Here is a 24,001-nt window from a genome sequence, read left to right as displayed (position 1 = left end):
ATGAGCAACACGGCAACCACACAAGGCGTGACCCGGGACGAGCGCACCCCCGGGCGGGGCTACCCGCTTCCCCATCCTGACAACACGATGCAGGCGGATATCGAGCGGCTGCGCACCACGCTGGTCGCCGCTGACGCGGACGTCACGGCTCAGATCGCCGAGACCCGGCGGCGCTGGGTGCACGACTTCATCGGACTGAAACTGTGACGGCGTGGACGTGGATACCTGCGTACCCCGCCACCCCCTTGAACGACACGCAGTACCGCCCAAGCGCAACTTCGGACATTTGATACGACACTCAAGAGGACCCCATGACGGATATCCTGCTGCGGGGCGCGCTGAGCGCCCTCAAGACCAAGATCGAGGCGCTGGCGACCTCGGAGACGGCCACAGCCGAAGACCTTGCAATGCTGGGCACGGCCCTTGAGCGCATCGCGGGCAAGACCACCGCCATCGAGGTGGAGATGCTCGGCGAGGAACAGCGCGCTGCGGTCTCTGTTGAGGTCGCGACGTCTCGGGACAACGCCTTGCAGGCCATCGCGGATGCGCTGGCAGCGGCGGATGCGGCGATGGCCAACCACTTCAGCAGCATCAACGCGGCGGGGACGGCAGCCTTACCACCGATCGCGGAGGCGCAAGGTGCTGCGCTTGTGGCTATCGTAACCGAGCGGGACGCGGTTCTGGCAGCGGTCGCCGAAACCACCGAGGGCGCTGTGGCCGAGGTCACCGAGACGGCGCTGGCAGCGGTAGCGACCGCCTCCGGCCTGACCCCCACCTCCTTCTTCTTCAATCAACTCTGAGGACCAGGCCCATGAGCATCCTTGCAAACCAGATGAGTGCGGCCGACACGGCGGTGGAGGTCCTGACCATCCCCACCGGACGGCGGACCACCTTCAACATCAATGCGGTGAACACCGGCTCCGACATCGCCACCGTCACCCTTTATGCGGCCTCGCGCGAGGCGGTGCGTGTGATCGGGCTTGCGGTGACACACGGCGGTGCCAGCTATGTCGCCATCCCGGACGTGACGCTCGAGGGCGGTGGCGGCACCGGGGCCGCGGCCACAGCCCGCATGACGGCAGACAGCATGACGCTTGTGGACGCGGGCACCGGCTACGCCGTTGGCGACGCGCTTTTGGTCACCCTGACGGATCAGACGGCAGCGGTGATCACCGTCACCGATGTGGACGGCGCGGGCGCCATCCAGGCGGCTGAGCTGACCTCCGGGGGCGATTACGCAGTTCTCCCCGACAGCCCTGCACCGGTGACCGGCGGATCAGGGGCCGGCGCGACCTTCGTGCTGACCTTTGCCGTGCTGAGCCTGACGCTGACCAACCCGGGCACAGGCTTTTCGGAACCCCCAACGGTGTCGTTCAGCGGTGGTACTGCTGCAGCGACAGCCACGATCGATATCGTGCTCGAGCCCAGGCACATCTTCGAACACGCCGTCGCGCTGAACCCGGGCGGCATCCTCTACCGCACCGCGCTGATCCTCGGCCCGGGCGACCGGCTCTACGCACAGGCCGACACCGACACCGTAGCCCTGACCGCCTGGGGCGTCTCGGCGCTGATCTAACTGAACACGAAAGGACGCGACATGCGGACAATATACAACCCGGTCCTCGCGCGGATCGGCGGCAATGGCGTGGGCCCACGCAACCAGATCAGGATCTTCAACACGGCCGGTGTTTTTGATTGGATTGTACCCGAGACCATCGATCCCAATGTGCCTGTGCGTGCGCGGGTCTGGGGCGCAGGTGGTGCCTGCGGTCTCAGGTCGGCCTCGACGGGCAATGGTCACGGCGGCGGCGGCGGCGGTCTCGCAATGTCTGAAATCCCTGTCAGCGCCCTCACAATCGGCGCAGCGGTGTCCCTGATCGTCGGGCTCGGCGCGCAGTCCCACGCCGGCGCGGGCGGCACATCCTCCTTCGGTGCTTTCCTCTCTGCAACCGGCGGCAATAGCGGCTTCAACGCGGCCGACAATCAGGGGGCCGCTGTCCTCGGTGTTGGCGGCATCGGTGTCGGTGGCGATATCAACCGGCGCGGTGGGACTGGGGGCATCGGCGAGGTCGCATCGAACAGCGGCAGCGGTGGCGGTGGCGCCTCAGCACCGCATCCCGATGGGCATATTGATGGCTTCAAAGGCGGAGATGGATTCACGCGCTCGGGCGGCGGTGGTGCCTCAATCTGCTTTCCGGGCACCGTGCCCGAGATCGCTAACGCCTCTGTCGGTGGGGCTGGCACAGCCAGCCGCGGCACCAGTGCGATGAACTCCAGCGCCAACCAGAGCTTTGGCGGCAGCGGTGGCTCCGGTCTGCTCGGCGCCGGGGGGCGGGGCGCAAGCTCCACCAACTACTCCAACGCAGCCTGCGCGATGACGCCCGCCGGCGATGGCGGTGGCAACGCCGTCTTTGAGCCGAACGTGGTGCTGCTCGGCGGCGGCGGCGGTGGTGGAAATGCCATGTCGAGCCAATCCTCCGATCGTGCCGGCACCAATGCAGGCAATGGCGGTCCGGGAGCCGGCGGTGGATCGGCCTCACCCTATTCGTCAGGCGCGACCTACGCCTACATGCTGGCCGGCAATGGCGGTGTCCTCGGCGGTGGCGGTGGCGCGGGTCAGTATTGCGCCGGAGGCAATGGCGGCAACGCAGGTGGCGGCGGCGGGTCCGGCTATCAGTTCGGCACCCTGACTGGCCACGGCTTTGGCGGCGACGGGCTGATCATCCTTCAATACGCGCTGATCCTGTAAAGGGGAGTTTCATGAGCAAGTTTGCAAAAGTCCTGAACGACACCGTCATCGAGGTGCTGGACACCCTTGAGGGCCGCATTCACCCCGCGCTGCACGGAGAGTATGTTCAGGTGCCAGACGCGGTTGAACCCGGCTTTGTCAAAACGGGTCGCAAGTTCGAGCCCGCAGCTCCTGTTGCCGCGGTGGCACTCCCGCAGCCCGAGCCCGTGACGGTGGTCTCGCGCCTCGACTTCCTGCGCCGCTTCACCCGAGCCGAGCGCATCGCACTGCGTGCAGCCGAGGCTACAGACCCGGTGGTCGCCGACTTCCTGCTGATGCTGACCCTCGCGGAAGACGTGGACCTGACCAGCGCGGATGTCACCGAAGGGCTCGCCTATCTCGAAGCCAATGGCTTTGTCACCGCAGAGCGCGGTGCCGCCATTCGCAGCGTCTGATCCAGCTCCAAACGTCTGAGTGTCAGTTTTTCGACTGAGTGTCGGTTCTTCGACACGCAGAAGCAGCCAAGCCTATCTGCAAACCCCATTCCAACCTTCCATGGCGCCTGTCGGGTGCCATCCATGCAAAGGACATCCTCCGACGGGCTCGCCTATCTCGAGGCCAATGGCTTCGTCACTGCAGAGCGCGGTGCCGCCATTCGCAACGGCTGATCCAGCTCCAAATCTCTGAGTGTCGGTTTTTCGATAATGTGTCGGTTCTTCGACACGCAGATGCGTCCGCACCTGTGTGCAAGCCCAATTCCAACCCTCCATAGCGCCCGTCGGGTGCCATAAATGCAAAGGACATCCCCCATGTCTGATCCTACCTTTGGCCTGTCGATCCAGCGGATCGACACCGAGCCACGTCCGCCTGTGGCCAGCGACATGTCCGTCGTGGGCCTCATCGGCACCGCGGCTGACGCGGACGCCTCAGCATTCCCGCTGAACACGCCCGTGTTTCTCTACTCCGACGACGCCACCAAGCTGACGGCGCTTGGTGCGGCCGGCACCCTGCGCGATGCGATTGCGCTTGTGAACGCGCAGCTTGGGGTCTTCCAGGCGGCCGCAAAGATCGTCGTGGTGCGTGTCGCCGACGGCGAGGGAGCGAGCGCCATCGACGAAACCCTCGCCAATATCGTCGGTGACGGTGTCACCACGGGCCTCAGCGCGTTCCTGAACGCACCTGCTGAGCTGGGCGTCACGCCCCGCCTGATCTGTGCCCCGGGCTTTACCAGCCAGCGCATGGGGGGTGATGCAAACCCCGTCTGCGCGGCGCTGCCCCCGATCTGCGAAAAGCTGCTGGCGCATGCGGTAGTCGATGGCCCCGCCACCACTCTGCAAGACGCGCTCGACTGGCGCGAGACGATTTCCCATTACCGCCTGATCCCGGTGGACCCGGCGGTGCGCGTGCTCGACGGTGGCGTGACCGTGGTCCAACCGCTCTCCCCGGCGGTCATTGGTTTGGGCGTGCGGCGGGATCATGCCTTCCAGGGCCGCCCGTTCCACAGCTGGGCCAACCAGCCGGTGCAGGGCATCGTCGGACCCTCGCGCCCGATTGCCTTCTCGCTCACCGATGGCGCCACCGAGGGCCAGAGCCTGCTCACGGCCAATATCGGCATCCTGCTGCGCGGCGAAATGGGTGTCGAGAGCGCCATCGGTCAGGGCGGCTTCATCTTTGTCGGCACCGACAACGCCGGCGAAGACGACCTGTGGCGGTTCTACAACGTCACCCGCGGGCGCGATTACATCCACCTGATGCTGCTGCGCACGGTGCGGTTCTATCTCGGGCGCTTCAACATCACCGGCCAGACCATCCAGGCCGTTCTGAACACCATGGAAACGGCGCTGCGCAACCTCAAGGCCGATGGCGACATTCTGGGCTTCGAGGTCAAGTTCCTGCCCGCACAGAACAGCCCCGAAGAGCTGCGCCAGGGCCGCTTCACCGTCACCTTCGCGGCTGAGGAAGCCCCGGTCCTGCGCTACCTCGGCATCCAGTCCGCCCGCTATCGCCCGGCGCTCGATGCCATGCTCGACGAGCTGCTCGCACAGGTCGGCACCATCACCGGCTGACCCGGCACACTCCCCCAACACAAAGGACAGGCTCAGATGAGCACGATATACCTCATGGAGGCCGCAAACCTCTTTTGCGGCGATGACGACCCCACCGCCTCCAAGCACCTCACCCTGACCGAATTGCAGCTGCCCAACCTGCAGGAAGCCTATCAGGACCACCAGCCGGGCGGCTCGCGCGTCCAGATCGAGGTGGCGGTCGGCATCCAGAAGCTCGAGGCCAGCTTCAAGCTGGCGGGCTGGGATCCAGACCTGCTGGCCCAGTTCGGCCTTGGCGCCAGCGCGCGCAAGAAGTTCACAGCCTACGGTGTGATCCGCAACAAGCGCAGTGGTGCCGCCATCGAGGCCAAGGCGGTGCTTGAAGGCCGCCTCGGTGCCGCGAGCCCCGAAGCGTTCACACGTGGCGAGATGCAGGGCTTCGACTACACGATCTCGGAGATCCTGCATTACGAGCTGCACTTCGAAGGCACGGAGACCTATTACTGGGACTTCTTCACATCGGATTGGCGCGTCAACGGCGTCTCCCAAAACGCGGATGAGCGCGCGATCCTGCGCATCCCCGGCGGATTGTGATGGCCCCGATGACCCCAGAGGTCACGCTGATGGACCCCAACGACCGTAACCAACATGTGATGCGTGGTGTCAGCACTGCGCCACACCTGCACATCCAGACCGCAAGGTGACCCATGACATCCCCCAAGACCAAAACGCTTCGCCTGCACTACCCCGTGACCGTCGAGGACCGCGAGGTCTCCGAGGTCACGATCACCCGCCCCAAGGTCAAGGACCTCAAGGCGATGGACGCCGCACTGGACGGCATCAAAGACAAGCTTGATCAGGGCATTGTCATGGCCGCCACCCTGACGGGATTGCCGCCAGAGGTGATCGAGGAGCTCGATGCCGAGGACTTCACCAAGCTCTCGGAGGAGGTCGCCGGTTTTTTCCCCCAGGCCAAGGCGCAAGGGACTGGCGCTCCGTCATTGCCGAAACCGCCCATTGGCTGAACACCCCCATCACCGCTTTCGAGCACATGGACTGGTCCGAGGTCGTGCTCTGGCACAACGAAGCCCGGCGTCTGGCCGGCGCACAGCGCAGGTGAGCCATGTCCGTTCTGACGTCGCAGCTGATCATTTCCCTGATCGACCGGGTCACCGAACCCGCCCGGCAGGCCGCAGGCTCCCTGGCCGGGATCACGCACCGGATACGAGAGGCAAATGGCCAGCGCCTCGGTCTGTCGGACCGGCTTGATCTGGCGCTCTCGCGCAATGCAGATGCACTGGACAGGGCCCGCCTGGGGGTGATCGACGTCGCGGGCAGCTACGCCACGCTGCACGCGGCCATCGCAGGTCCGATCCAGACCGCGGCAGAGTTCGAGGCGGCCATGGCCAGCGTGGCAAAGGTTGTCGACTTTCCGACACCCGAAGCCTTTGAGGCGTTTCAAAACGAGCTGTTCCGGCTCTCACGGGAGATCCCCTTTGCCGTCAATGGTCTGGCGGAAATCGCAGCTGCTGCGGGCCAAGCCGGCATCGCAGGAGAGGACCTGACGCGGTTTACGGCTGCGGCCGCCAAGATCGGCGTCGCCTTCGATATCAGCTCCGAGCAATCCGGCACTGCGATGGCCAACATGATGACAGCACTCGGTCTTTCCGTCGACGAGGCCATCCTGCTCGCGGACGCGATGAACCACCTGTCCAACAGCCAGGCATCCAGTGCTGCGGACATTCTCAGCGTGGTGCAGAGCGTGGGCGCGCAGGCCACCATGTTCGGCTTTACCGCCGAGCAGACCGCCGCCTTTGCCTCGGCGATGCTGGCGGCAGGCGCGCAGTCCGATGTGGCCGCCACCTCCTTCCGGAACATGGGGGCGGCCCTGACGCGCGGAGCATCCGCCACGGGGTCGCAACGGGACGCGCTGCAGGCGCTCGGCCTTGATGCCGAGCAGGTCGCCCGGTCGATGCAGGAGAACGCCGTTGCAACAACAACGGATGTTCTGCGCCGGATTGCGCAGCTGCCTGCGGAACAGCAGGCGGCCATCTCCACGGACCTTTTTGGCAGCGAGGCCCGGGCGCTTGGCCCTCTGCTGACAAACCTCGATCTGATCGAGGGCACCTTGGCGATGGTGGGGGACCAATCCCAGTATGCGGGCTCGGCCTTTGCGGAGTTCGCCGCACAGAACGACACGTTCAATTCCCACCTTCAGCGGTTCTTGAGCTTGCTGGACGAGTTCAAAATCCGCATCGGCAACGCGCTTATCCCGGCCCTCGTCCGCCTCGGACAGGCGATTGCGCCAATTATCGTTGCGGCCTCCGAGTTTGCTGCCAGCTATCCGGAAGTGACCACGGCGATTGTCGGATCGATTGCGGGGTTCATCGCGCTCAAAGGCGCCCTCGCTGGCCTGACCTTTGTCGGGCTGCTGGGCCGCGGCGGCGCTCTGAGCCTGCTGGCTGCAGGCTTCCGCAGCCTGTTCCTGGTCGCACGTGCCGGACCCCTTCTTGCGGTTGGCGCAGCGCTGTCCTTCCTGAGCAACAATTGGCAGGGCGTCAAAGCGGGCATCGATGCGTTCAAGACGTCCTTCTCAAGCGCCATGGGGGCCGCAACCGCTGCGATCGAGAGGTTCAACGACCTCGTGGGGGACGCTCTATCGTGGTTCAATCGGCTGACGGGGCCGATCGATCCCGATTTGTGGCTGCGCTGGGGGTCGGCTGCAGGGACTGCGACGGCAGGTGCGGTGGCGGGTCTTGCGAGAGCTGCATCTGGCCTGCGCGACTTCCTGTCCAATCTGGTTGTTGATCCGCAGGCGGCGCTGGCGCAGGCCGGGCGTGCTGGCTCCAAAATCGCCGAAAGTCTCATGGATGGAGTGTTGGCGGGCTGGTCACGCGTCAAAGGATGGTTTGACGGGCTCGAGCTTGATCTGAGCGATCTTGCGTCCAGCGCAGGTGTCTCGATTGGATCGGTTGCTGCGAGCCTTACCAATTCCGCAATCGCCGCGCTCCGCTCCGGTTGGGCATCGATCACGTCTTATGTGGGCGATCTGGATTGGGGCCGCGTTGGTGCTGCTGTGGCCAGCGGCATGCTTGCGGTTTGGAGCGGCCTTGGGGAGCTGGCGATTGCATCGATATCTTATTCCTGGTCGTTATTGACCACCTTCGTGGGCGGGCTGGATGTGGACTGGTCGCAGGTCGCGGCGAACATCGTGCTTGGGGTGCCGCAGGTTGCTTATGGCCTTGGCGCGGCCTTGGTGCAGGCGATGGCCGGTGCGTATGGGGCTGTCCATGACTGGGCCTCGACCGTGACGGTGGATTGGGGCGCGGTGGGCGAGACGATCGGCGCCGGTATCGGTCGCTTGATCGGTGTGGTGGGCGGGTTTCTTTACGAGACCTTCACCGAGATCTGGACAGGTGTTGCGGCCTGGCTTGCCAGCGATGGTCCGGGTGTGGATTGGGGCGGTGTGGCCAGCGGCATCGTCGACGCCGTTTTTGACAGTATCGGCGCTGCCTGGCATGCCTATTCCGACTTCGTGATGGGGCTGCTGCGCGGTCTCTTCGGGGAAATCCCCCCAGAGGTGTTCGAGGCAGGCACCACCCTGATCCAGCGGCTCAAGGACGGGGCGGTGCAGGCGTTTGATGACTTTCTGGCCTGGGTTGCGGGGATCCCGGGGCACATCCTCTCGGCCATCGGCAGGATAGACCTGTCCAGGCTGATCGACTTTGGCGAGCCCCCGGGCTGGCTCAAGTGGCTGATCGGAGAGGACGAGAGCGCTGCGCAGACCCAGGCCGTCCCGGCACCTCCCTCTCAAGGGGACCTCGGCGCGCTGGATGATAACCGTCGTGCCGCTGCCGAAGCCCTGATGGCCGCGCGGTCGGCGGGTGACGTGCCGACGCAACAATATCTTGATGATCTCTCCACCTACGCAGGTCAGCTCCAAGACGAGATGGCTGGAGTTCAGGCGCAGATCGCACAGATCAATCAAAATGGCCCGATGGGGCCAACGCTGGCGGCACCGCTGCAGCGGGACCTGTCGCTGCTCCAAGACGAGCTTGTGGCCATTGAAGCAGAGCTGGCCGAAGGCCGCTCGCGTGCGGACGAGGTCACCAATGCTCTGCGCGTCTTGGGCGATACCAGTGCGACCCCTGAGGTCAACAGCGCCTCGATCGATGCGGCGCTGGCCCGTGCGCGTGCCATTGCCATGGAGCTTGATGGGCTCAATCGCCCCGGCACGACACCGGGTGCAGCCCTGCCTGCAGCCTCGGCTGCCGCGGTGCCAGAACTCGACGGCCAGCGCGCCAAGGGGGACCCGATCAGCCGGGGCGGCACCTATCTCGTGGGCGAAGATGGCCCCGAGCTGATCACGGCCAGTCGAAACGGCTATGTGCACCCGACTGGCGAGGGGCCGATGGCTTCCCCTGCATCATCTGCCTCGGCCGCCTCCAGCCCTCCGACGATCACGGTGACGGTTGGTGACATCGTGATCTCGCCCACCATCAGCACCACCGAGCGGATCGATCCCGCCCAGCTCTCGCGGGAGATCGGGCGGCAGATGCGCGACGAGGTGCGCGAGGCCTTCCGCGGTGTGTTTGCCGACACAGGCATGAGGTTTGCGTGATGCTGATGATGCTGGGACCGCTGCGCTTCGAGGTCGTGCCGTTCAATGCGGGCAGCTATGACCACGGCCACGCCGCCGGCTTTGCCGAAAAGCCGGTGCTGGGCGCCCGCCCCCCGCTCGAGTTCGTGGGCGCGGGTCCGGAGACCTGGACGATCAAGGCCAGGCTCTTTCCCGAGACATTCGGCGGGCTGTCGGAGCTGGACATGCTCTACACCCTCCGGGCCTCCGGCGCGCCGCACTACATGATGCGCGGCGACGGTGCCGTCATGGGCTGGGTGGTGATCCGCACCGTGACGGAGCGGTCGAGCCATCTGGGCGCAGGCGGGGTCGGCCGCGTCATCGACGTCGATATCGAGGTGGCGCGCAGCGCGCCGCCCGCTGCCACCACCTTCTTCGCGCGCCTGGCGCGGGTCTTCTTGCCGGAGCTGACATGACAGACATCACCGAACGCGTCACCGTCGAAGGTGATGGCCTCACTATATCGCTTCTTGTCTGGCGGCGCTTCCACCGCGCCATGCCGGGGCTTGTCGAGCAGGTTTACGCGATGAACCCCGGGCTTGCGGCGCATGGCGCAATCCTGCCCCTCGGCACGTCGATCCTGCTGCCGGTCCCGGCCCCCGACCCGGCGCCCGATCCGGCGCAGGTCCTGGCGCCGATCCGGCTCTGGTAACAGCGGAGGGGGGCATGCGCGCAGCGTTCACCGTCACGGTTGCCGGGACAAACATCACGACAGCGCTGGCGCCGGTGCTGCTGAGCCTGAGGGTCTCGGACAAGGTCGGCACGCATACCGACAGCGCCGATCTCGACATCGACGACACATCGGGCCAGATCGTCCTGCCCCGCAACGGGGCGAAGGTCGCCATCAGCCTCGGCTGGCAGGGCCAGGGCCTGCGCGAGGTGTTTCGCGGCACGGTGGACGAGGTGAAGTCCTCGGGGAGCCGCGGGGCGGGTCGCCGCCTGCGGATCAGTGCCAAAGGCATGGACACCACCGGTCCCGCAAAGGAGGGCCAGCAGCGCCACTGGGACGAGGCCACGGTCGAGACGATCCTGCGCGATGCCGCCCGTTTTGCCGAGGTGGCGAATGTGCAGATTGATCCCGCGCTGCGGACCCTGTCCCGAAGCTACTTCGAGATGCGCGACGAGAGCTTTGCCGCCATGGGTGAGCGCTTGGCACGCGAGATCGGGGCCAACTTCCGCATCGTCGACGACACCGTTATTCTCTCCCGGCGCAACGCTGATTACACCGCGGCCGTCCGCGCGGCCTGGGGTGACAACCTGCACAGCTGGGACATTGCCCCGCAGCTTGGGCGGCCGCAGTTCAGCGGCGTTCGGGCGCGCTGGTATGATGTCGAGAAGACCGGCTGGCAGGTGGTGGAGCGCGCCACAGGGCTGGACGTGCGCGCGGTCCATTCCGGGCGCCTGTCGCTGGCGGGGCCGTCCGAGGCCATCCAGCAGACCGACAGCGATGCGGCCACGGCCGAGCGTGACGCGGGCGAAGGCTCTGTCGTGATCGAGGGCAATACCGCCGCCATCCCCGATGGGCTGTGCATCGTCTCGGGCACCCGGCCGGGGATTGACGGGGCGTACCGGATCGAGGCCGTGACCCATACGCTCAGCCGCGCAGGTGGCTTTGTCACCGCACTTGACCTCAGGCAGCCCCGGGGCGGCGCAGGGGCTGACCCGCGCGAGGCCACGACCCCGACGGTGGTGGAGGCCGAGGCCGAGCCAAGCGCCCCACCCATAGTCGACCCGGATGTCTCAGGGCCGCAGTAACAGAACAGGACAGCACATGGCGCAGGATTGGGTCGCAGGGATCCCCACCGTGGTTTACTTCATCATCGGCATGGGCGGTGTCGCAGGCGCCATGCTCGCCATCATCAAGCTCTGGCACACCATCCGGCCCCAGCCGGACACCACCGAGCGCGACATAGAGACGATCCGCAACGACGTGCACGACATTCGCGCCCGTGTCGCCGCCTTGGAGATCGAGATCGCCAAGATTGACCAGCCCTCCATCGCAAAGCGCTTCGACGGCCTCGAGGGCAAGATCGACCGGCTCTACGAGTTCCTCCTCGACCGTTTCTCGGACGGAGCACCCGACCGCAGGCGGTGACGGGGAGGCTCACACTCAAAGACCAACGCATCACATCACACAGCCGTCCCTCGGGGCGGCTTTTTTTATCGGAGACCGAAATGACCCCCTATGAGATTGCCAAAACCTATATCGGGACCACCGAAGGCTCCGGACCGCAGAACAATCCGGTGATCGTGCAGATGTACGCCACCGTAGGCCAGGATTGGGTCGAGCATGACAGCGTGGCCTGGTGCGCCGCCTTTGTCGGCCATTGCGTCGAACGCGCCGGCCTGCGCTCCACCCGCAAGCTCAACGCCCGGTCCTATCTGGGTTGGGGCGTGCCGATCGATCTGGCCGACGCGCAGGAAGGCGACATCGCGATCTTTACCCGTGGCGACCCGAGCGGCTGGCAGGGCCATGTCGGCTTCTTCGTGCGCAAGACCGCCGCCTCGATCGAGGTGCTCGGCGGCAATCAGGCCGATGCGGTCAACATCAAGCGCTATTCAAAGACCCGGCTCCTCGGTATCCGCCGGGCCGGCAGCGTCGCACCCGCTGTGACCCTGTCGGTGCGTGACGTCCAGCAGCGGTTGCGCGCCCTTGGCTATCATGAGGTCGGGACCGCCGATGGCATCATGGGGCCGCGCACACGCGCCGCCATCCTCGCCTTCCGGCAGGACAACGCGCTCATTCTGGCCCCGATCGTCGACACTGCTTTGATCGACGCTCTGGACACCGCGCCGCCGCGCGACATTGCGGCCGAGCGGGCCTCCGGCATGCCGCGTAACAGCCGGATTGTCACCGCCGCCAATACCCAGATCGGATTGGGCACTCTCGGTGCGCTCGGAACGCTGAGCAGTCAGATCGCGCCTGCCTTGACGCAAGCTGAAGGCGCGCAGGGTCTGGCGCATCGTTTGATTGCCCTTCTGGGGCTGGACGGATGGCTCCCCGCGCTCTTGCCCTGGATCGGGGCAGCTGTCTTTCTTGCGGTGGTCTACGCCGCCTGGCGCGCGCGAGCCGCCCGGATCGAAGACCACCGGTCGGGGAAAACGCCATGATTGGTGCGGTCCTCACCGCAGCGGCGGTGAGGGTCGGTCGCACGTTGGCGCGCGTGGCCACCCTCGCCGCGGGCATTGCGGTTCTCGTCTGGATGGCTCTGCGCCGCGGCCGTCGCGACGCTCAGGCCGAAGAGGCCCTCCGTCGCGCCAACGCCCGCATCACCGCCCTGAAAACCGCACGGGATATCCACCATGACCTGCAAGACGCGGATCGCGATGATCTTCAGCGCCGCGCTGACCGCTGGATGCGCGACTGACCCAACCAACCAGTCCGACACCTGTGACTGGGCGCAGCCCATTCGACCATCGCGCGCGGATGTGTTGACGGAAGGAACGCTGGCGCAGATCGTCGCGCATAATGAGACGGGGGAAGTGCTGTGTGGGTGGCCGGCGTCATAACCCACCATACCAACCGCTTGATAAAATGACCGTTGCCAGTCTCGGTTGGTTAAGAACTTACGCGATGGCGATAACTCTCTGAAACGTTCAAGGCGTATCCGCATTTTGGAAAACAACCTCGTGCAGACGATGTACCGGGAAAAGGCGACAGCCGGCTCTGGACATCTGGTCGGTCGATGATGATCTTGCGGCCGATGGAGTGCGTGAAAATGAGCAGTCTGGCCCTCTACGAGCATCTCTTGAATGACACTGTGCAGAGGTACGACAGGTCCATCGCGAGTGGTGCGGCCATCCAGACCATTGCGATGAAGGACATCAAGGTTTTTGCGATCCCAATGCCGGATGAGGAAACCGTCCGTGCGATCGACACCGAACTGAATAAACGGTTCATAATCCACACTTGCACTGCAAACAAAGATTTCAATTCCACGTAGCACCTCCTACCCTTGCGTGAACACGGACTTGCATCTCGGGAATTCAGGAGACCGGCTTTGAGCCAGGATACAATCAATAACAACGCGTCTTTCATCTGGTCCATTGCGGAATTGCTCCGCGGTGATTTCAAGCAGTCCGAATACGGCAAGATTGTTCTGCCCTTCACGATCCTGCGCCGCCTTGATTGCCTGCTGGATGCCAGCAAGCATGCGGTTCTCGATATGGCGGACAGCCTGCCGGAGGACATGGATGATGAAATGCGCATGACCATTCTCTCCGAGGTGGCCAATGCCGGTGGCCAGATCTACAACACCAGTCGCTTCACCTTTGCCACCCTCCGTCAGCAGGACGCCTCCCAGTTGCGGCCAAACCTGGTCGATTACCTGACCCATTTCAGCCCAAACGTGCGCGACATCTTCGTCGAGAAGTTCAAGTTCACCGAAGTCCTGAAGGATCTCGATGACAAAGGCTCGCTCTGGATGGTCTTCGAGAAGTTCTGCCAGCTGCAGATCCACCCAGATCAGGTATCCAACCTTGAGATGGGTTACCTCTTCGAGGAATTAATCCGCCGCTTCTCGGAAATCTCCAACGAGACAGCCGGTGAACACTTCACCCCGCGCGAAGTCGTGCGCCTTCTGGTCGACCTTCTTCTGGCCAATGACGAAGAAGCTCTGTCCGGCAAGGGGATCATCCGCCGCGTCTATGACCCGGCCTGCGGCACGGGCGGCATGCTGTCGGTGGCAGAAGAAGCCATGAAGGACATGAACCCTGGACTGAATGTCGACCTCTTCGGGCAAGAGCTGAACGGCGAGTCTTTTGCCATCTGCAAGTCTGACATGATGGTCAAAGGCCATGATGCCTCGCGCATCGCTTTCGGCAACACACTGACCCAGGACGCGCATAAGAACGAGACCTTCCACTACATGCTGAGCAATCCGCCTTATGGGGTGGACTGGAAGAAATACGCCGATCCGATCAAGGATGAGGCAGCTGTTCTGGGCCATGATGGCCGCTTTGGTGCTGGCCTGCCGCGCATCTCGGACGGCCAACTCCTCTTCGTCCAGCACATGATTTCCAAGATGCGCGATGACGAGAAAGGGTCTCGTGTAGGCATCGTCATGAACGGCTCGCCCCTCTTCACCGGTGGCGCAGGCTCTGGTGAAAGCGAGATCCGCCGTTGGATGCTGGAGAACGACTGGGTTGAGGCCATCATCGCCCTGCCGACGGACATTTTCTACAACACGGGCATTCAGACCTACATCTGGATCCTCTCGAACCGGAAACCGGAAGAACGCCGCGGCAAGGTCCAGCTGATCGATGCCTCCGGTGAGCGGTTCTGGCAGTCCATGCGGAAATCCCTTGGCTCCAAACGTCGGGCTATTGGGGATGACGCACGCGCCGAGATCGTGCGCATCTATGGCGAATACCTGAACGGGGATGCGGGTTACGGCGATGTATCCAAGATTTTCGACAATGAAGACTTTGGCTATCGTCAAATCCGCGTTGAGCGTCCCCTGCGCCAGCGTTTTCAGGTGACCGAGGAAGGCGTTGAAGCGCTGAAAGCTGCGAAACCGTTTGAGAAGCTCGAGCCAGAAGAACAGGCAGAACTGATCCATCAGCTGCAGGATGTTTTTGGAGATGAGCCTGCGCTGTCTTCAAAAACCGTTGAAATCGGCCTGAAGAAGGTTTCGGCCAGCGTGAGCGCCAAGATCGGAGCCCCGCTCAAAAAAGCGATTATCACAGCAATGTCAGTCCGTGATGAAGAGGCTGACCCGGAATTGGACAAGGACGGCAACCCGGTGGCCGATACCAGCCTGCGCGATCATGAGCTGGTGCCTCTGAAAGACGATTGGCAGGACTATTTCGCTCGCGAGGTCGAGCCTTTCGTGTCGGATGCCTGGGTGGATACAACCCATCGGGATGCGGCTGACGGCGAAGTCGGCCGCGTCGGGTACGAGATCAACTTTAACCGGTATTTCTACCAGTATGTGCCGCCGCGGCCGCTGGCGGAGATCGATGCTGAGTTGAAGATGCTGGAAGCGGAGATTGCTGGGCTGTTGAAAGAGGTGGTGGCGTGATGCGACTTCGGCACATGCTGGCGATTTCCCCTTCGGCTCAAGAGATCAAGGGTGCAGGGGTGGACGTTGAAGTGACATTCGCTCCGATGGATTCAATTCGCGACGGCGCTGGTGGGTTGGACTTGAGCGTTATGAAACCGCTCTCCGAAGTTCGTTCAGGCAGCTACAACTATTTCGCGAATGGCGATGTGCTTCTGGCGAAGGTGACGCCTTGCTTTGAAAACGGCAAGAAGGCCCTTGCCGTAGATTTGACCGGCGGAATTGGTTACGCAACTTCCGAGGTTCACGTCTTGCGACCTGATCCTTCGAAACTCTGGGGCCCATTTCTGATATACGTGCTTTCGAGCGAAGATTTCCGTGCCGATGGCATGAAAAGCATGACGGGCGCTGGTGGATTGCGCCGCGTTGCTGAGAGCGCAATTCTTGACTACCGACCAAAAATTACTGACCTCCTCACCCAAAAACGGATCGCCGCCTTCCTCGACCGAGAGACAGCCCGGATTGATGAGCTGATCGCGAAGAAGGAGCGGTTGGTGGAGCTGCTTCGTGAGCGAGGGACTGCAGCCCGTGAAGAGTTGCTTTGGGGGCAAGGCCCTATGTCGAAGCTTGGGCACCATATTTCGATTTTGCCGGGCTATGCGTTTGCAAGCGCAAGCTTCAGTGACAACCCGGAAGACATCCGATTGCTTCGTGGGGCGAATGTGGGGGTAAATGAAATCCACTGGGACGATACAGTCTATTGGCCCGCAGCGGATGCAAAGAGCTCAGAGCGGTTCCGCCTTGAGGCAGGAGACCTCGTGATGGGCATGGACAGACCCTGGATCTCCGGAGGAATTCGAGTCGCGGAAATTAAGGAAGAAGACCTCCCATGCCTGTTGCTCCAGCGGGTATGTAAGATTTCTCCTCGCAAGACGCTCGAGGTTCGGTACTTAAAAGCGATGATCGAAAGTAAACGGTTCGTGGCATATTTTGAGCCGATCCTCACTGGCGTGAGCGTCCCACATATTAGCGGCGATCAGATCGCAAATTTTCGGTTCCCGTTCATCAGTGTCGATGAACAGGTTAAGCGTATGGACGATCTGGAGAAGATCACTCGGTCTATCCAGCCGATTAGGCGAGTGACTCTGGCATCGATCGACCGCCTCAAAGAATATCGCGCAGCCCTGATCACTGCCGCAGTCACCGGCCAAATCGACGTGGACACCTACGGCAAAACCGGCGCCACCTCGGCCACCCTCGACGAGATTGAAGAGGAGATGCACTGATGAAAGCCACCGATGCAAACCTTTTGACCTTTATCAACAAGGCCCCGCAATTCGTCATCCCGATCTACCAGCGCGCCTATAGCTGGACCGAAAAGGAATGTCGCCAGCTGTGGGACGATGTGCGCCGTGCTGGACGCAGTGACCATATCCCTGTGCATTTCCTTGGGTCAGTTGTCTATGTCGAAGAAACCCTGTCCACAAATACCAGCCGATCTCCGCAACTGGTGATCGACGGTCAACAGCGCCTGACCTCGGTCACGCTATTGTTGACAGCCCTGTCCCGGGTGATCGAGGACGGAGAGCCTGTTGACGGATTCTCGGCCAAAAAGATCCGCAACCGCTATCTGCTTGACCCAGATGAAGAAGGGGAACGGGCGTTTAAGCTATTACTGTCAAAGACCGACCGCACCACGCTTAACGCCCTTGTTGCGGGGCATGACCTGCCCGATGCCGTGTCGCTGCGGGTCAAAGAGAATTTCGGCCTTTTGCTGAAATGGCTGGAGCAGGACGCGGAAGCTGTCGTCGATATCTGCACCGGCTTAAACAAGCTGATGATCGTCGATGTCGCCCTGAACCGCGAACACGACAACCCGCAGCTGATCTTTGAAAGTATGAACTCAACGGGCAAGGAGTTGTCACAAGCCGACCTAATCCGGAATTTCGTGCTCATGGGGCTCGAACCAAAGTTGCAGACCCGACTATACGAGCAATATTGGCGCAAGATGGAAGAAGGGTTTGGGCAAGGGGCATATGTAGCTCATTTCGACAGCTTCATGCGCCATTACCTGACCATCGTGACGGGTGCGATCCCACGGCAAGGGGATGTTTATGTCGCCTACAAGGCCTACTCGCACGAGCAAACCGCCGAGGGCCGTGATGTCGAAGAGCTGGTCCGCGAGGTCTGGGAATTCTCTCGGTACTATGGGGCATTGGTTCTGGGGCAGGAAAAGAACAGATCCCTTGGACTGGCCTTCAAGGATCTTCGGGAACTCAAGGTTGATGTCGCCTATCCCTTCTTGATGGAGATTTACCGCGACTATGATCACGGCATCATCGTTGCGGCCGATTTCCTGGAAATTGTCCGGCTGGTCGAAGCCTATGTATTCCGCCGTGCGATCTGTGCTGTTCCCACGAATTCGTTGAACAAGACCTTCGCCACATTCGGACGGGAGTTGAAGAAGGATCGATATCTGGAAAGCGTGAAGGCGCACTTCCTGCGAATGCGGTCTTACCGTCGATTCCCCCGAGATGAGGAATTCATCGCCAGAATGCAAGAGCGTGACCTATACAACTTCCGGAACCGCTCTTACTGGCTGCGGAAATTCGAAAATCACGGCCGGAAAGAACGCGTCAGTGTTGACGATTACACGATCGAGCACATCCTTCCACAAAACGACAACCTATCACCGGAATGGCGCGAAGCACTTGGAAACGAATGGGTCACCGTTCAGGAAAAGTGGCTGCATACGCTCGGCAACCTCACTCTGACTGGATACAACTCCGAATACAGCGATAAGCCTTTCGCTATCAAACGAGACATGGAGGGCGGGTTCAAAGACAGCCCTTTGCGTGTCAACCAGGGGCTTGGGCAGCAAGAAACTTGGAATGAAGAGGCAATCAAAGCTCGAGCTGACAAAATGGCACGTCATGCAGCGGTTGTTTGGGCATCACCTGATCTACCTAAAGACATTCTGGAAACCTACCAGAAAACCCAGGAAACCACGACGGACTATTCGATCGACGACCACCCCCATCTGACAAGCGGCAAGATGCAACAGCTTTTTGGTGATTTTCGCCGGGAGGTGAAGGCACTGGACGCCTGTGTTGCCGAGCAATTTTTGAAGCTCTATGTCGCGTACAAGGCCGAGACAAACTTTGTTGATGTGATACCGCAGGCCAAGGCTTTGCGACTGTCGTTAAACATCGATCCGCAAGAGCTTTCGGACCCGCGACAGATGGTTGTGGATGTGACTGGCCTCGGACGTTGGGGCAACGGAAACTCCGAGATAAAACTGTCTGAGGCTGAGGACCTGCCATATGTTATAGGCCTTGTGCGTCAGTCGCTTGAACGTCAACTGGGCGAGGATTCAGATGACGACTGATCCAGACATCTTGGCTACACCGCTGTTCTCGGAGGATTGGGAAAGAGCACAGCGCCCAGATGAGTGGTCTTTTCCCAAGGGGATTGCCCGAGATGGAATGGTCGAACTTTCCATGGATACGCGTTCACTTGGCGATCAATATTTTGAAGCAGCAGAAGCGATCATTTCTCTTGTCATGAAGAATGAGGTGCCCGATTATACCGTGTCGTACCCGATCTTGTACTTATACCGTCATGCCATTGAGCTGTTTTTAAAAGCTGCAATCGAAAAGCAGTCTGGCAAACCGTACAGATGGCCAAAGGGAAAGACGGGGCATGAGCTAGATTTGATCGTTCAATCCGCTCCTCACCTTTCAGCAGAAGCTCGATCCCGAATACTAGAGCTTCATGCGATAGACCCGAAATCAACTCACCTACGTTTTGGATGTACAGGCATTCCGGGACCCGAGGGTTGGGCCGAAATGACAGAATTCCGTGACTCAATGCGGGCTTTGCACACGCATTTGATTGGCCTGATTGATCGGTTGAACTCCAAATCGGTTTGTCGGTCGGAAAGCAAGCAATTTGCCACGCATGGTGCTAACCAAACGTCGTTCCCGGGGCATAAATGACTAGCACAGCGATTGCCGCACACAAGCTCCACACCGAAGAAGCTGTCGAGACCCACCTCGTCGACCAACTTGTCGCGCGCCAGGGCTGGCGGGAACGCCCCTACGCGGCCTTTGACCGTAAGACCGCCCTCGATCCCGATATGATCGAAGAATTCGTGCGCACGACCCAGCCCGAGGCCTGGAAGAAGCTTTGCGACCAGTATCCGGGCAAGGAGCGCGCAACTTTGATGGGTCAGCTAGAGTCCCGCCTCAAGGCCGTTGGCACTCTCGAGGTCCTGCGCCAAGGCATCACCATCGTGCCGGGCATCAAGATCGCCCTTTGCACCTTCAAGCCAGCCTCCAGCCTCAACCCGGCGATGCTGCGCGCCTATGAGGGCAATATCCTCGGAGTGATGCGTCAGGTACGCTATTCCCTGCGCTCCGAGAACGCCATTGATGTGGCACTCTTCATCAATGGCATCCCGTTTGCCACAATGGAACTCAAGAACACCCTGACGGGCTCGACCTATCAGACGGCCGAAAAACAATACCGCAAGGACCGCGCGCCGAATGGCGAGCCCCTCCTGACTTTCAAGCGCGGCGCCCTAGTGCATTTCGCGCTGGATCAGGACAACGTGTCCATGACCACACATCTCAACAATGGCAGCACACGCTTCCTGCCATTCAACCGCGGCCGCGATGGAGGTGCCGGCAATCCGGATGTCGAAGAAGAATTCCGGATCGCCTATCTCTACCGCGATATCGGTGCGCGCAAAGCGGTGTTTTCCCGTGAAGTCCTCCTGGGGATCCTGCAGCGCTTTGTTCTGGTCGATGAGGTCGAACAGCCCGGTGGCAAGGTCAAGCGCACCACCATCTGGCCGCGTTTCCAACAACTCGATGCCGTGCGCATGCTGATCCAGGACGCCAAGGCCAATGGCGCAGGGCAGAATTACCTGTTCCAGCACTCCGCTGGCTCCGGTAAGTCAAACACCATCGCATGGGCCGCGCACCATCTGGCCACGCTTCATGATGACAGCGACAAGGCGATTTTTGATACGATCATCGTGGTGACTGACCGCGTAGTGTTGGACCGCCAGCTTCAGCAGACCATCAAATCCTTCGCGCAGACCGCCGGATATGTGGTACCGATCGATGGCACATCGCGGCAGCTCAAGAAAGCGATCGAAGATGGCGCCAAGATCATCATCTCGACGATCCATAAATTCTCGACTGATCAGCTTTCTGTTCTGAAAAACGAGGAAAAGAAGCGCTTTGCAATCATCATCGATGAGGCGCACTCATCCCAGTCAGGCAAGCACGCAGACAGTATGGCCCGCGTCTTGGCCGACGGTGAACTGACCGAGGAAGAGAAGGAACTGGACGCCACCGAGCAGGCGCTGATCGAATTGCAGCGCCTCCGCGGGCCACAGGCCAACCTGACATATCTCGCCTTCACCGCGACACCGAAGAATGTCACCATGGAGCGTTTCGGACGCCTTGGCGACAACGGCCCAGAACCCTTTCACCTGTATTCGATGCGCCAGGCTGTCGAGGAAGGCTTCATCCTGGATGTCCTGCGGAACTATCAGACCTACAAGTCTTACGCGAAGCTCGAAAAGGCGATTGAGGACGATCCTGAGCTCTTGGAACGGAAGTCTTCGCGCAAGATTGCACGCTTCATCGATTTCCACGAGACGGCCATGATCCAGAAGGCCGAAGTAATCGTGGAACATTTCCGCCGCCATGCACTTCCCGAACTGTCCGGCAATGCAAAGGCAATGGTGGTGACATCGAGTCGGGAACACGCCATCCGCACTCACCAGGCGATCTCCAAATACACCCAGGACAACGGATACACGGATGTCCGGTCCCTTGTCGCCTTCTCGGGCGAGATCAACGTAGATGGCCAGCCCTATACCGAACCGGGCATCAACGGCTTTGCCGAAACGGAGCTGCCGCGCCAGTTCGATGGGGACACCTACAACGTCCTTGTTGTGGCCGAGAAATACCAGACTGGCTTTGACCAGCCGAAGCTCGTGGCAATGTATATCGATCGGCGCCTCAGCGGCCTGCAGGCCGTCCAGACCCTGGCGCGCCTGAACCGGATCTATCCTTCCAAAGAGCGGACCTATATCCTCGACTTCCGGAACACGGTCGAAGAGATCCAGGAAGCCTTCAAGCCTTACTACAACGTGACCCAACTCGAGGACGTCTCTGACCCGAACCAGATCTACAACCTCGAGGCACGGCTGAAAGCTTTCGGTATCCTTGATGCCGGCGAGATTGATCGCTTCGTCAGCCGCTTTGTTCAGGCGCGCAAGCGTGCCGATGAACGGCCGGTTCTGGAGGGGATCGTCCGTCAGGCCGTCACCCGCTTCACGGAGAACCTGAACGAGACAGAGCAGGAAGAATTCCGCCAAACGCTGGCGTCGTTCCTGCGCTTCTATTCCTTCATGTCGCAGGTCATGAACCTCGGGGACACGGACCTCGAGAAGCTGCACATCTATGCCTCATGGCTGAAGCGCATTCTGCCCTCCCGTCAGGCGCCTCAGGGTGAGGACGTGACAGACGATATGCTAGAGATGGCGGCCTACCGCCTCGATAAGCAGGGCGACCCGCAGGATGCGAGCCTGACGGCAGAAGACAATCAGGCCTTGAGCCCGATCGATCGGTTCGGGGCCAACTCGTACACGGAAGAGGAGTCCAAGACTCTCACCGAGATCATTGAGTCGTTTAATGCACGCCACGGCATGGAATTCTCAAAAGACGACTACATCCGGTTCGAGGCGGTCAACAACGACATTCTGGACGACGATGTCTGGGCTGAGATGCTGCGGAACAACGACCCGCGAGATGTGCGTCCGCGCTTTGATGCCGAGTTCATGCGCCGAACCATTCAGGCATTCCAGCGGGACAATGCCATGCGAAACGCGTTCATGCAGGACAAAGAGGCCCGCGACATGCTGATGGGGCTAATGTTCCAAAGGGCCGTTCGTGGGGCTGGGCGGGCTGCATAGTGAAAGACAAATCCCTTCCAGCACCTGTTATTCCTCTTCCCGCTAGAGGCGGGTTACAGTCACACCGTTCGATCCTCCACTTATTTCGAGGAACTCCGAACAAACAAAGCCCATCAGAACACACCACTCTTGTACATTCAGCCTCTCACGCACCTCCTGCGGACCACGCCGTCAGGAATAACGAAATCGCCTCAAGCTCTTGTGGCGCCGCAGCATGAGCATCACGCAGACTTTCCAGTGCCACCTGCGCTTTCGCAAGCGTCATCCATTCGGTTTCCGGCGCATCGGGCGCGGACCATTTTTCCCGCAAATATTTGTCGAATTGAGCCTTTTCCTGCGTGTTCAGCAGTTCTGGACTGTAAAACGCCACCAATCGACGACCAAGCTGACGAAGGCGCGGATCCCTAAGGCTTGCCACGATTTCCTGTCGCCGCGGCCAGTCGGCGCCTTGAAACTCCTGAAGGAGCTGCTTGTCAGCGTTGGAGTAAAACGCGCCATATATCTGCTTTTCCACAGGCTTGGGCGGCGCGTCAGCAACATCCGCGAAGCGCGCCGCCATCGCCGCGCCAACCCTCTGCCGAAACTCCGGCGCATCCGCAATGATCGCGGCGCGGCGCATATGTTCCGCGCTGGGCTTGATTGGCTGGAGAAGCGCAGGAGCCTTGTTCGTCGAAACGCCCCGGATAATCTTCGGCGTGCCATCAACGGCCGCAAGGATCACCTCATCGGACGCTTGTAGAAATTCGGCCGGGTCCGCGGCGACCAGATCAAAGAATGCTGCCTGCGCGCTGTTGTTCTTCGAATATCCGCAAAAACACCCAACAAAAGATTGCGGCTCACCACCGCCAAAGCGGGTGACCAGTTCATAGGGGCGGAAACTTTCAAGCTTCTCCTGGACGCGGGTCTTGTGCGCGTTGTCGAGCAGCTCCGCCCAGAGCGCTGGGCTGCGTGTCGCAATCAGGCGCGCAATATGAATGGTCGCCTCGACATCCCCCAAAGCATCATGCGCGTTGTGCGCGTCGAAGCCATTTGCAGGCGCCAATCGATCCAGCTTGAAGCTGCGCCGTCCCGTTTGATCCGCAGACCAGGCGAGCAGATCACGGTCCCGGACATAGGCCGCATAAACCGCTGGGAGGATGTCAAAACGCGTGTTTCCATTGAACTGCGTGGCATAGACGTTGGGCAGCAGGTTTTGATAAAAGGTCTGCCGCAGGACTTCCTCGTCGAAGTGTATGGTGTTGAAGCCGACCCAGATCGCTGGCGCCCATCGCCCGATGAGCGCAGCCACCTGCTGCGAAAACTCGAAGAGGGATGGCAGGGATGGGTCCGTCAGCTGGTCAGGGGTGACACCTGTCACCACCAAGGCTTGCGGGGAAGGCAAGATGTGCGGCGCTAATCGGCAGCGGATATTGACCCGCTCCTTCTCCACAAAATGCTCATCCGTCCGGATCGCGGCGAACTGCAGCGGCTGGTCGAATTCCGGTGAGATGCCGGTGGTTTCAAGATCGTAGAAAACAAAATCCATAGTGCGATAATAGAGCAGGCAAATCTCGAAAGCCATGATGTCCGTGCCGACCCGCATGTAGATTTCTG

22 protein-coding genes are annotated in these 24,001 nt (G+C 61.2%); 21 read left to right on the top strand and 1 reads right to left on the bottom strand.

Translation table 11 applies throughout. The features are described 5' to 3' along the window. The 21 genes from ACK3EW_RS20820 (at position 1) to ACK3EW_RS20720 (ending at position 22,408) form a co-directional block, all read left to right on the top strand. Positions 1–207, top strand: a complete 207-nt coding sequence (locus ACK3EW_RS20820; RefSeq protein ID WP_493807666.1) for a hypothetical protein — start codon at positions 1–3, stop codon at positions 205–207. Between the two features lie 104 nt (positions 208–311). Next, on the top strand, positions 312–800 hold the full coding sequence (locus ACK3EW_RS20815) for a hypothetical protein (protein ID WP_493807665.1): 489 nt from the start codon (positions 312–314) through the stop codon (positions 798–800). 11 nt (positions 801–811) lie between these two features. Next, positions 812–1,576, top strand: coding sequence for a hypothetical protein (locus ACK3EW_RS20810; protein WP_493807664.1), 765 nt, complete (start codon positions 812–814; stop codon positions 1,574–1,576). 21 nt (positions 1,577–1,597) lie between these two features. After that, positions 1,598–2,749, top strand: coding sequence for a hypothetical protein (locus ACK3EW_RS20805; protein WP_493807663.1), 1,152 nt, complete (start codon positions 1,598–1,600; stop codon positions 2,747–2,749). An 11-nt stretch (positions 2,750–2,760) separates the two neighbouring features. Next, positions 2,761–3,183: a hypothetical protein gene (locus ACK3EW_RS20800; protein WP_493807662.1), complete on the top strand. Its 423-nt coding sequence runs from the start codon at positions 2,761–2,763 to the stop codon at positions 3,181–3,183. 354 nt (positions 3,184–3,537) lie between these two features. Beyond that, complete coding sequence (locus ACK3EW_RS20795; RefSeq protein WP_493807661.1) at positions 3,538–4,794, top strand: phage tail sheath family protein; 1,257 nt, start codon at positions 3,538–3,540, stop codon at positions 4,792–4,794. 36 nt (positions 4,795–4,830) lie between these two features. After that, complete coding sequence (locus ACK3EW_RS20790; RefSeq protein WP_493807660.1) at positions 4,831–5,367, top strand: phage major tail tube protein; 537 nt, start codon at positions 4,831–4,833, stop codon at positions 5,365–5,367. Between the two features lie 113 nt (positions 5,368–5,480). Then, positions 5,481–5,798 carry a phage tail assembly protein gene (locus ACK3EW_RS20785; RefSeq protein WP_493807659.1) on the top strand — a complete coding sequence of 106 codons (318 nt, stop codon included), beginning with the start codon at positions 5,481–5,483 and terminating at the stop codon, positions 5,796–5,798. A gap of 98 nt (positions 5,799–5,896) precedes the next feature. Further along, positions 5,897–9,394, top strand: coding sequence for a phage tail tape measure protein (locus ACK3EW_RS20780; RefSeq protein WP_493807658.1), 3,498 nt, complete (start codon positions 5,897–5,899; stop codon positions 9,392–9,394). Next, the gene (locus ACK3EW_RS20775; protein WP_493807657.1) at positions 9,394–9,828 is read left to right on the top strand and encodes a phage tail protein; all 435 of its coding nucleotides are present in this window, start codon (positions 9,394–9,396) and stop codon (positions 9,826–9,828) included. Before ACK3EW_RS20780 ends, ACK3EW_RS20775 begins: the two co-directional genes overlap by 1 nt. Further along, complete coding sequence (locus ACK3EW_RS20770; protein ID WP_493807656.1) at positions 9,825–10,064, top strand: tail protein X; 240 nt, start codon at positions 9,825–9,827, stop codon at positions 10,062–10,064. Before ACK3EW_RS20775 ends, ACK3EW_RS20770 begins: the two co-directional genes overlap by 4 nt. Before the next feature lie 14 nt (positions 10,065–10,078). Further along, positions 10,079–11,167, top strand: a complete 1,089-nt coding sequence (locus ACK3EW_RS20765) for a phage late control D family protein (protein WP_493807655.1) — start codon at positions 10,079–10,081, stop codon at positions 11,165–11,167. Positions 11,168–11,183: 16 nt separating this feature from the next. Beyond that, on the top strand, positions 11,184–11,507 hold the full coding sequence (locus ACK3EW_RS20760) for a hypothetical protein (protein ID WP_493807654.1): 324 nt from the start codon (positions 11,184–11,186) through the stop codon (positions 11,505–11,507). 80 nt (positions 11,508–11,587) lie between these two features. Continuing rightward, entirely contained in the window at positions 11,588–12,523 is a 936-nt protein-coding gene (locus ACK3EW_RS20755) for a C40 family peptidase (RefSeq protein WP_493807653.1), read from the top strand. After that, the gene (locus tag ACK3EW_RS20750) at positions 12,520–12,780 is read left to right on the top strand and encodes a hypothetical protein (RefSeq protein ID WP_493807652.1); all 261 of its coding nucleotides are present in this window, start codon (positions 12,520–12,522) and stop codon (positions 12,778–12,780) included. Before ACK3EW_RS20755 ends, ACK3EW_RS20750 begins: the two co-directional genes overlap by 4 nt. Positions 12,781–13,131: 351 nt before the next feature. Next, positions 13,132–13,356: a hypothetical protein gene (locus tag ACK3EW_RS20745; RefSeq protein WP_493807651.1), complete on the top strand. Its 225-nt coding sequence runs from the start codon at positions 13,132–13,134 to the stop codon at positions 13,354–13,356. 57 nt (positions 13,357–13,413) lie between these two features. Then, entirely contained in the window at positions 13,414–15,435 is a 2,022-nt protein-coding gene (locus ACK3EW_RS20740) for a type I restriction-modification system subunit M (RefSeq protein WP_493807650.1), read from the top strand. Then, the gene (locus ACK3EW_RS20735) at positions 15,432–16,700 is read left to right on the top strand and encodes a hypothetical protein (protein ID WP_493807649.1); all 1,269 of its coding nucleotides are present in this window, start codon (positions 15,432–15,434) and stop codon (positions 16,698–16,700) included. The genes ACK3EW_RS20740 and ACK3EW_RS20735 overlap by 4 nt, the downstream gene beginning before the upstream one ends. Beyond that, entirely contained in the window at positions 16,700–18,802 is a 2,103-nt protein-coding gene (locus ACK3EW_RS20730) for a GmrSD restriction endonuclease domain-containing protein (RefSeq protein ID WP_493807648.1), read from the top strand. The genes ACK3EW_RS20735 and ACK3EW_RS20730 overlap by 1 nt, the downstream gene beginning before the upstream one ends. Next, a complete protein-coding gene (locus ACK3EW_RS20725; RefSeq protein ID WP_493807647.1) occupies positions 18,792–19,412 on the top strand; it encodes a hypothetical protein in 621 nt (206 codons plus the stop codon). The genes ACK3EW_RS20730 and ACK3EW_RS20725 overlap by 11 nt, the downstream gene beginning before the upstream one ends. After that, the gene (locus ACK3EW_RS20720; protein WP_493807646.1) at positions 19,409–22,408 is read left to right on the top strand and encodes a type I restriction endonuclease subunit R; all 3,000 of its coding nucleotides are present in this window, start codon (positions 19,409–19,411) and stop codon (positions 22,406–22,408) included. The genes ACK3EW_RS20725 and ACK3EW_RS20720 overlap by 4 nt, the downstream gene beginning before the upstream one ends. 145 nt (positions 22,409–22,553) lie before the next feature. Here ACK3EW_RS20720 and ACK3EW_RS20715 read toward each other — a convergent pair whose 3' ends face one another. Next, on the bottom strand, positions 22,554–23,990 hold the full coding sequence (locus ACK3EW_RS20715; protein WP_493807645.1) for an exonuclease domain-containing protein: 1,437 nt from the start codon (positions 23,988–23,990) through the stop codon (positions 22,554–22,556). Between the last annotated feature and the right edge of the window lie 11 nt (positions 23,991–24,001).

Source organism: Marivita sp. NO-S04, from assembly GCF_059070475.1.
The sequence above is the reverse complement of the archived record's forward strand: the minus strand, read 5'-3'. Positions and strand labels throughout refer to the sequence as shown.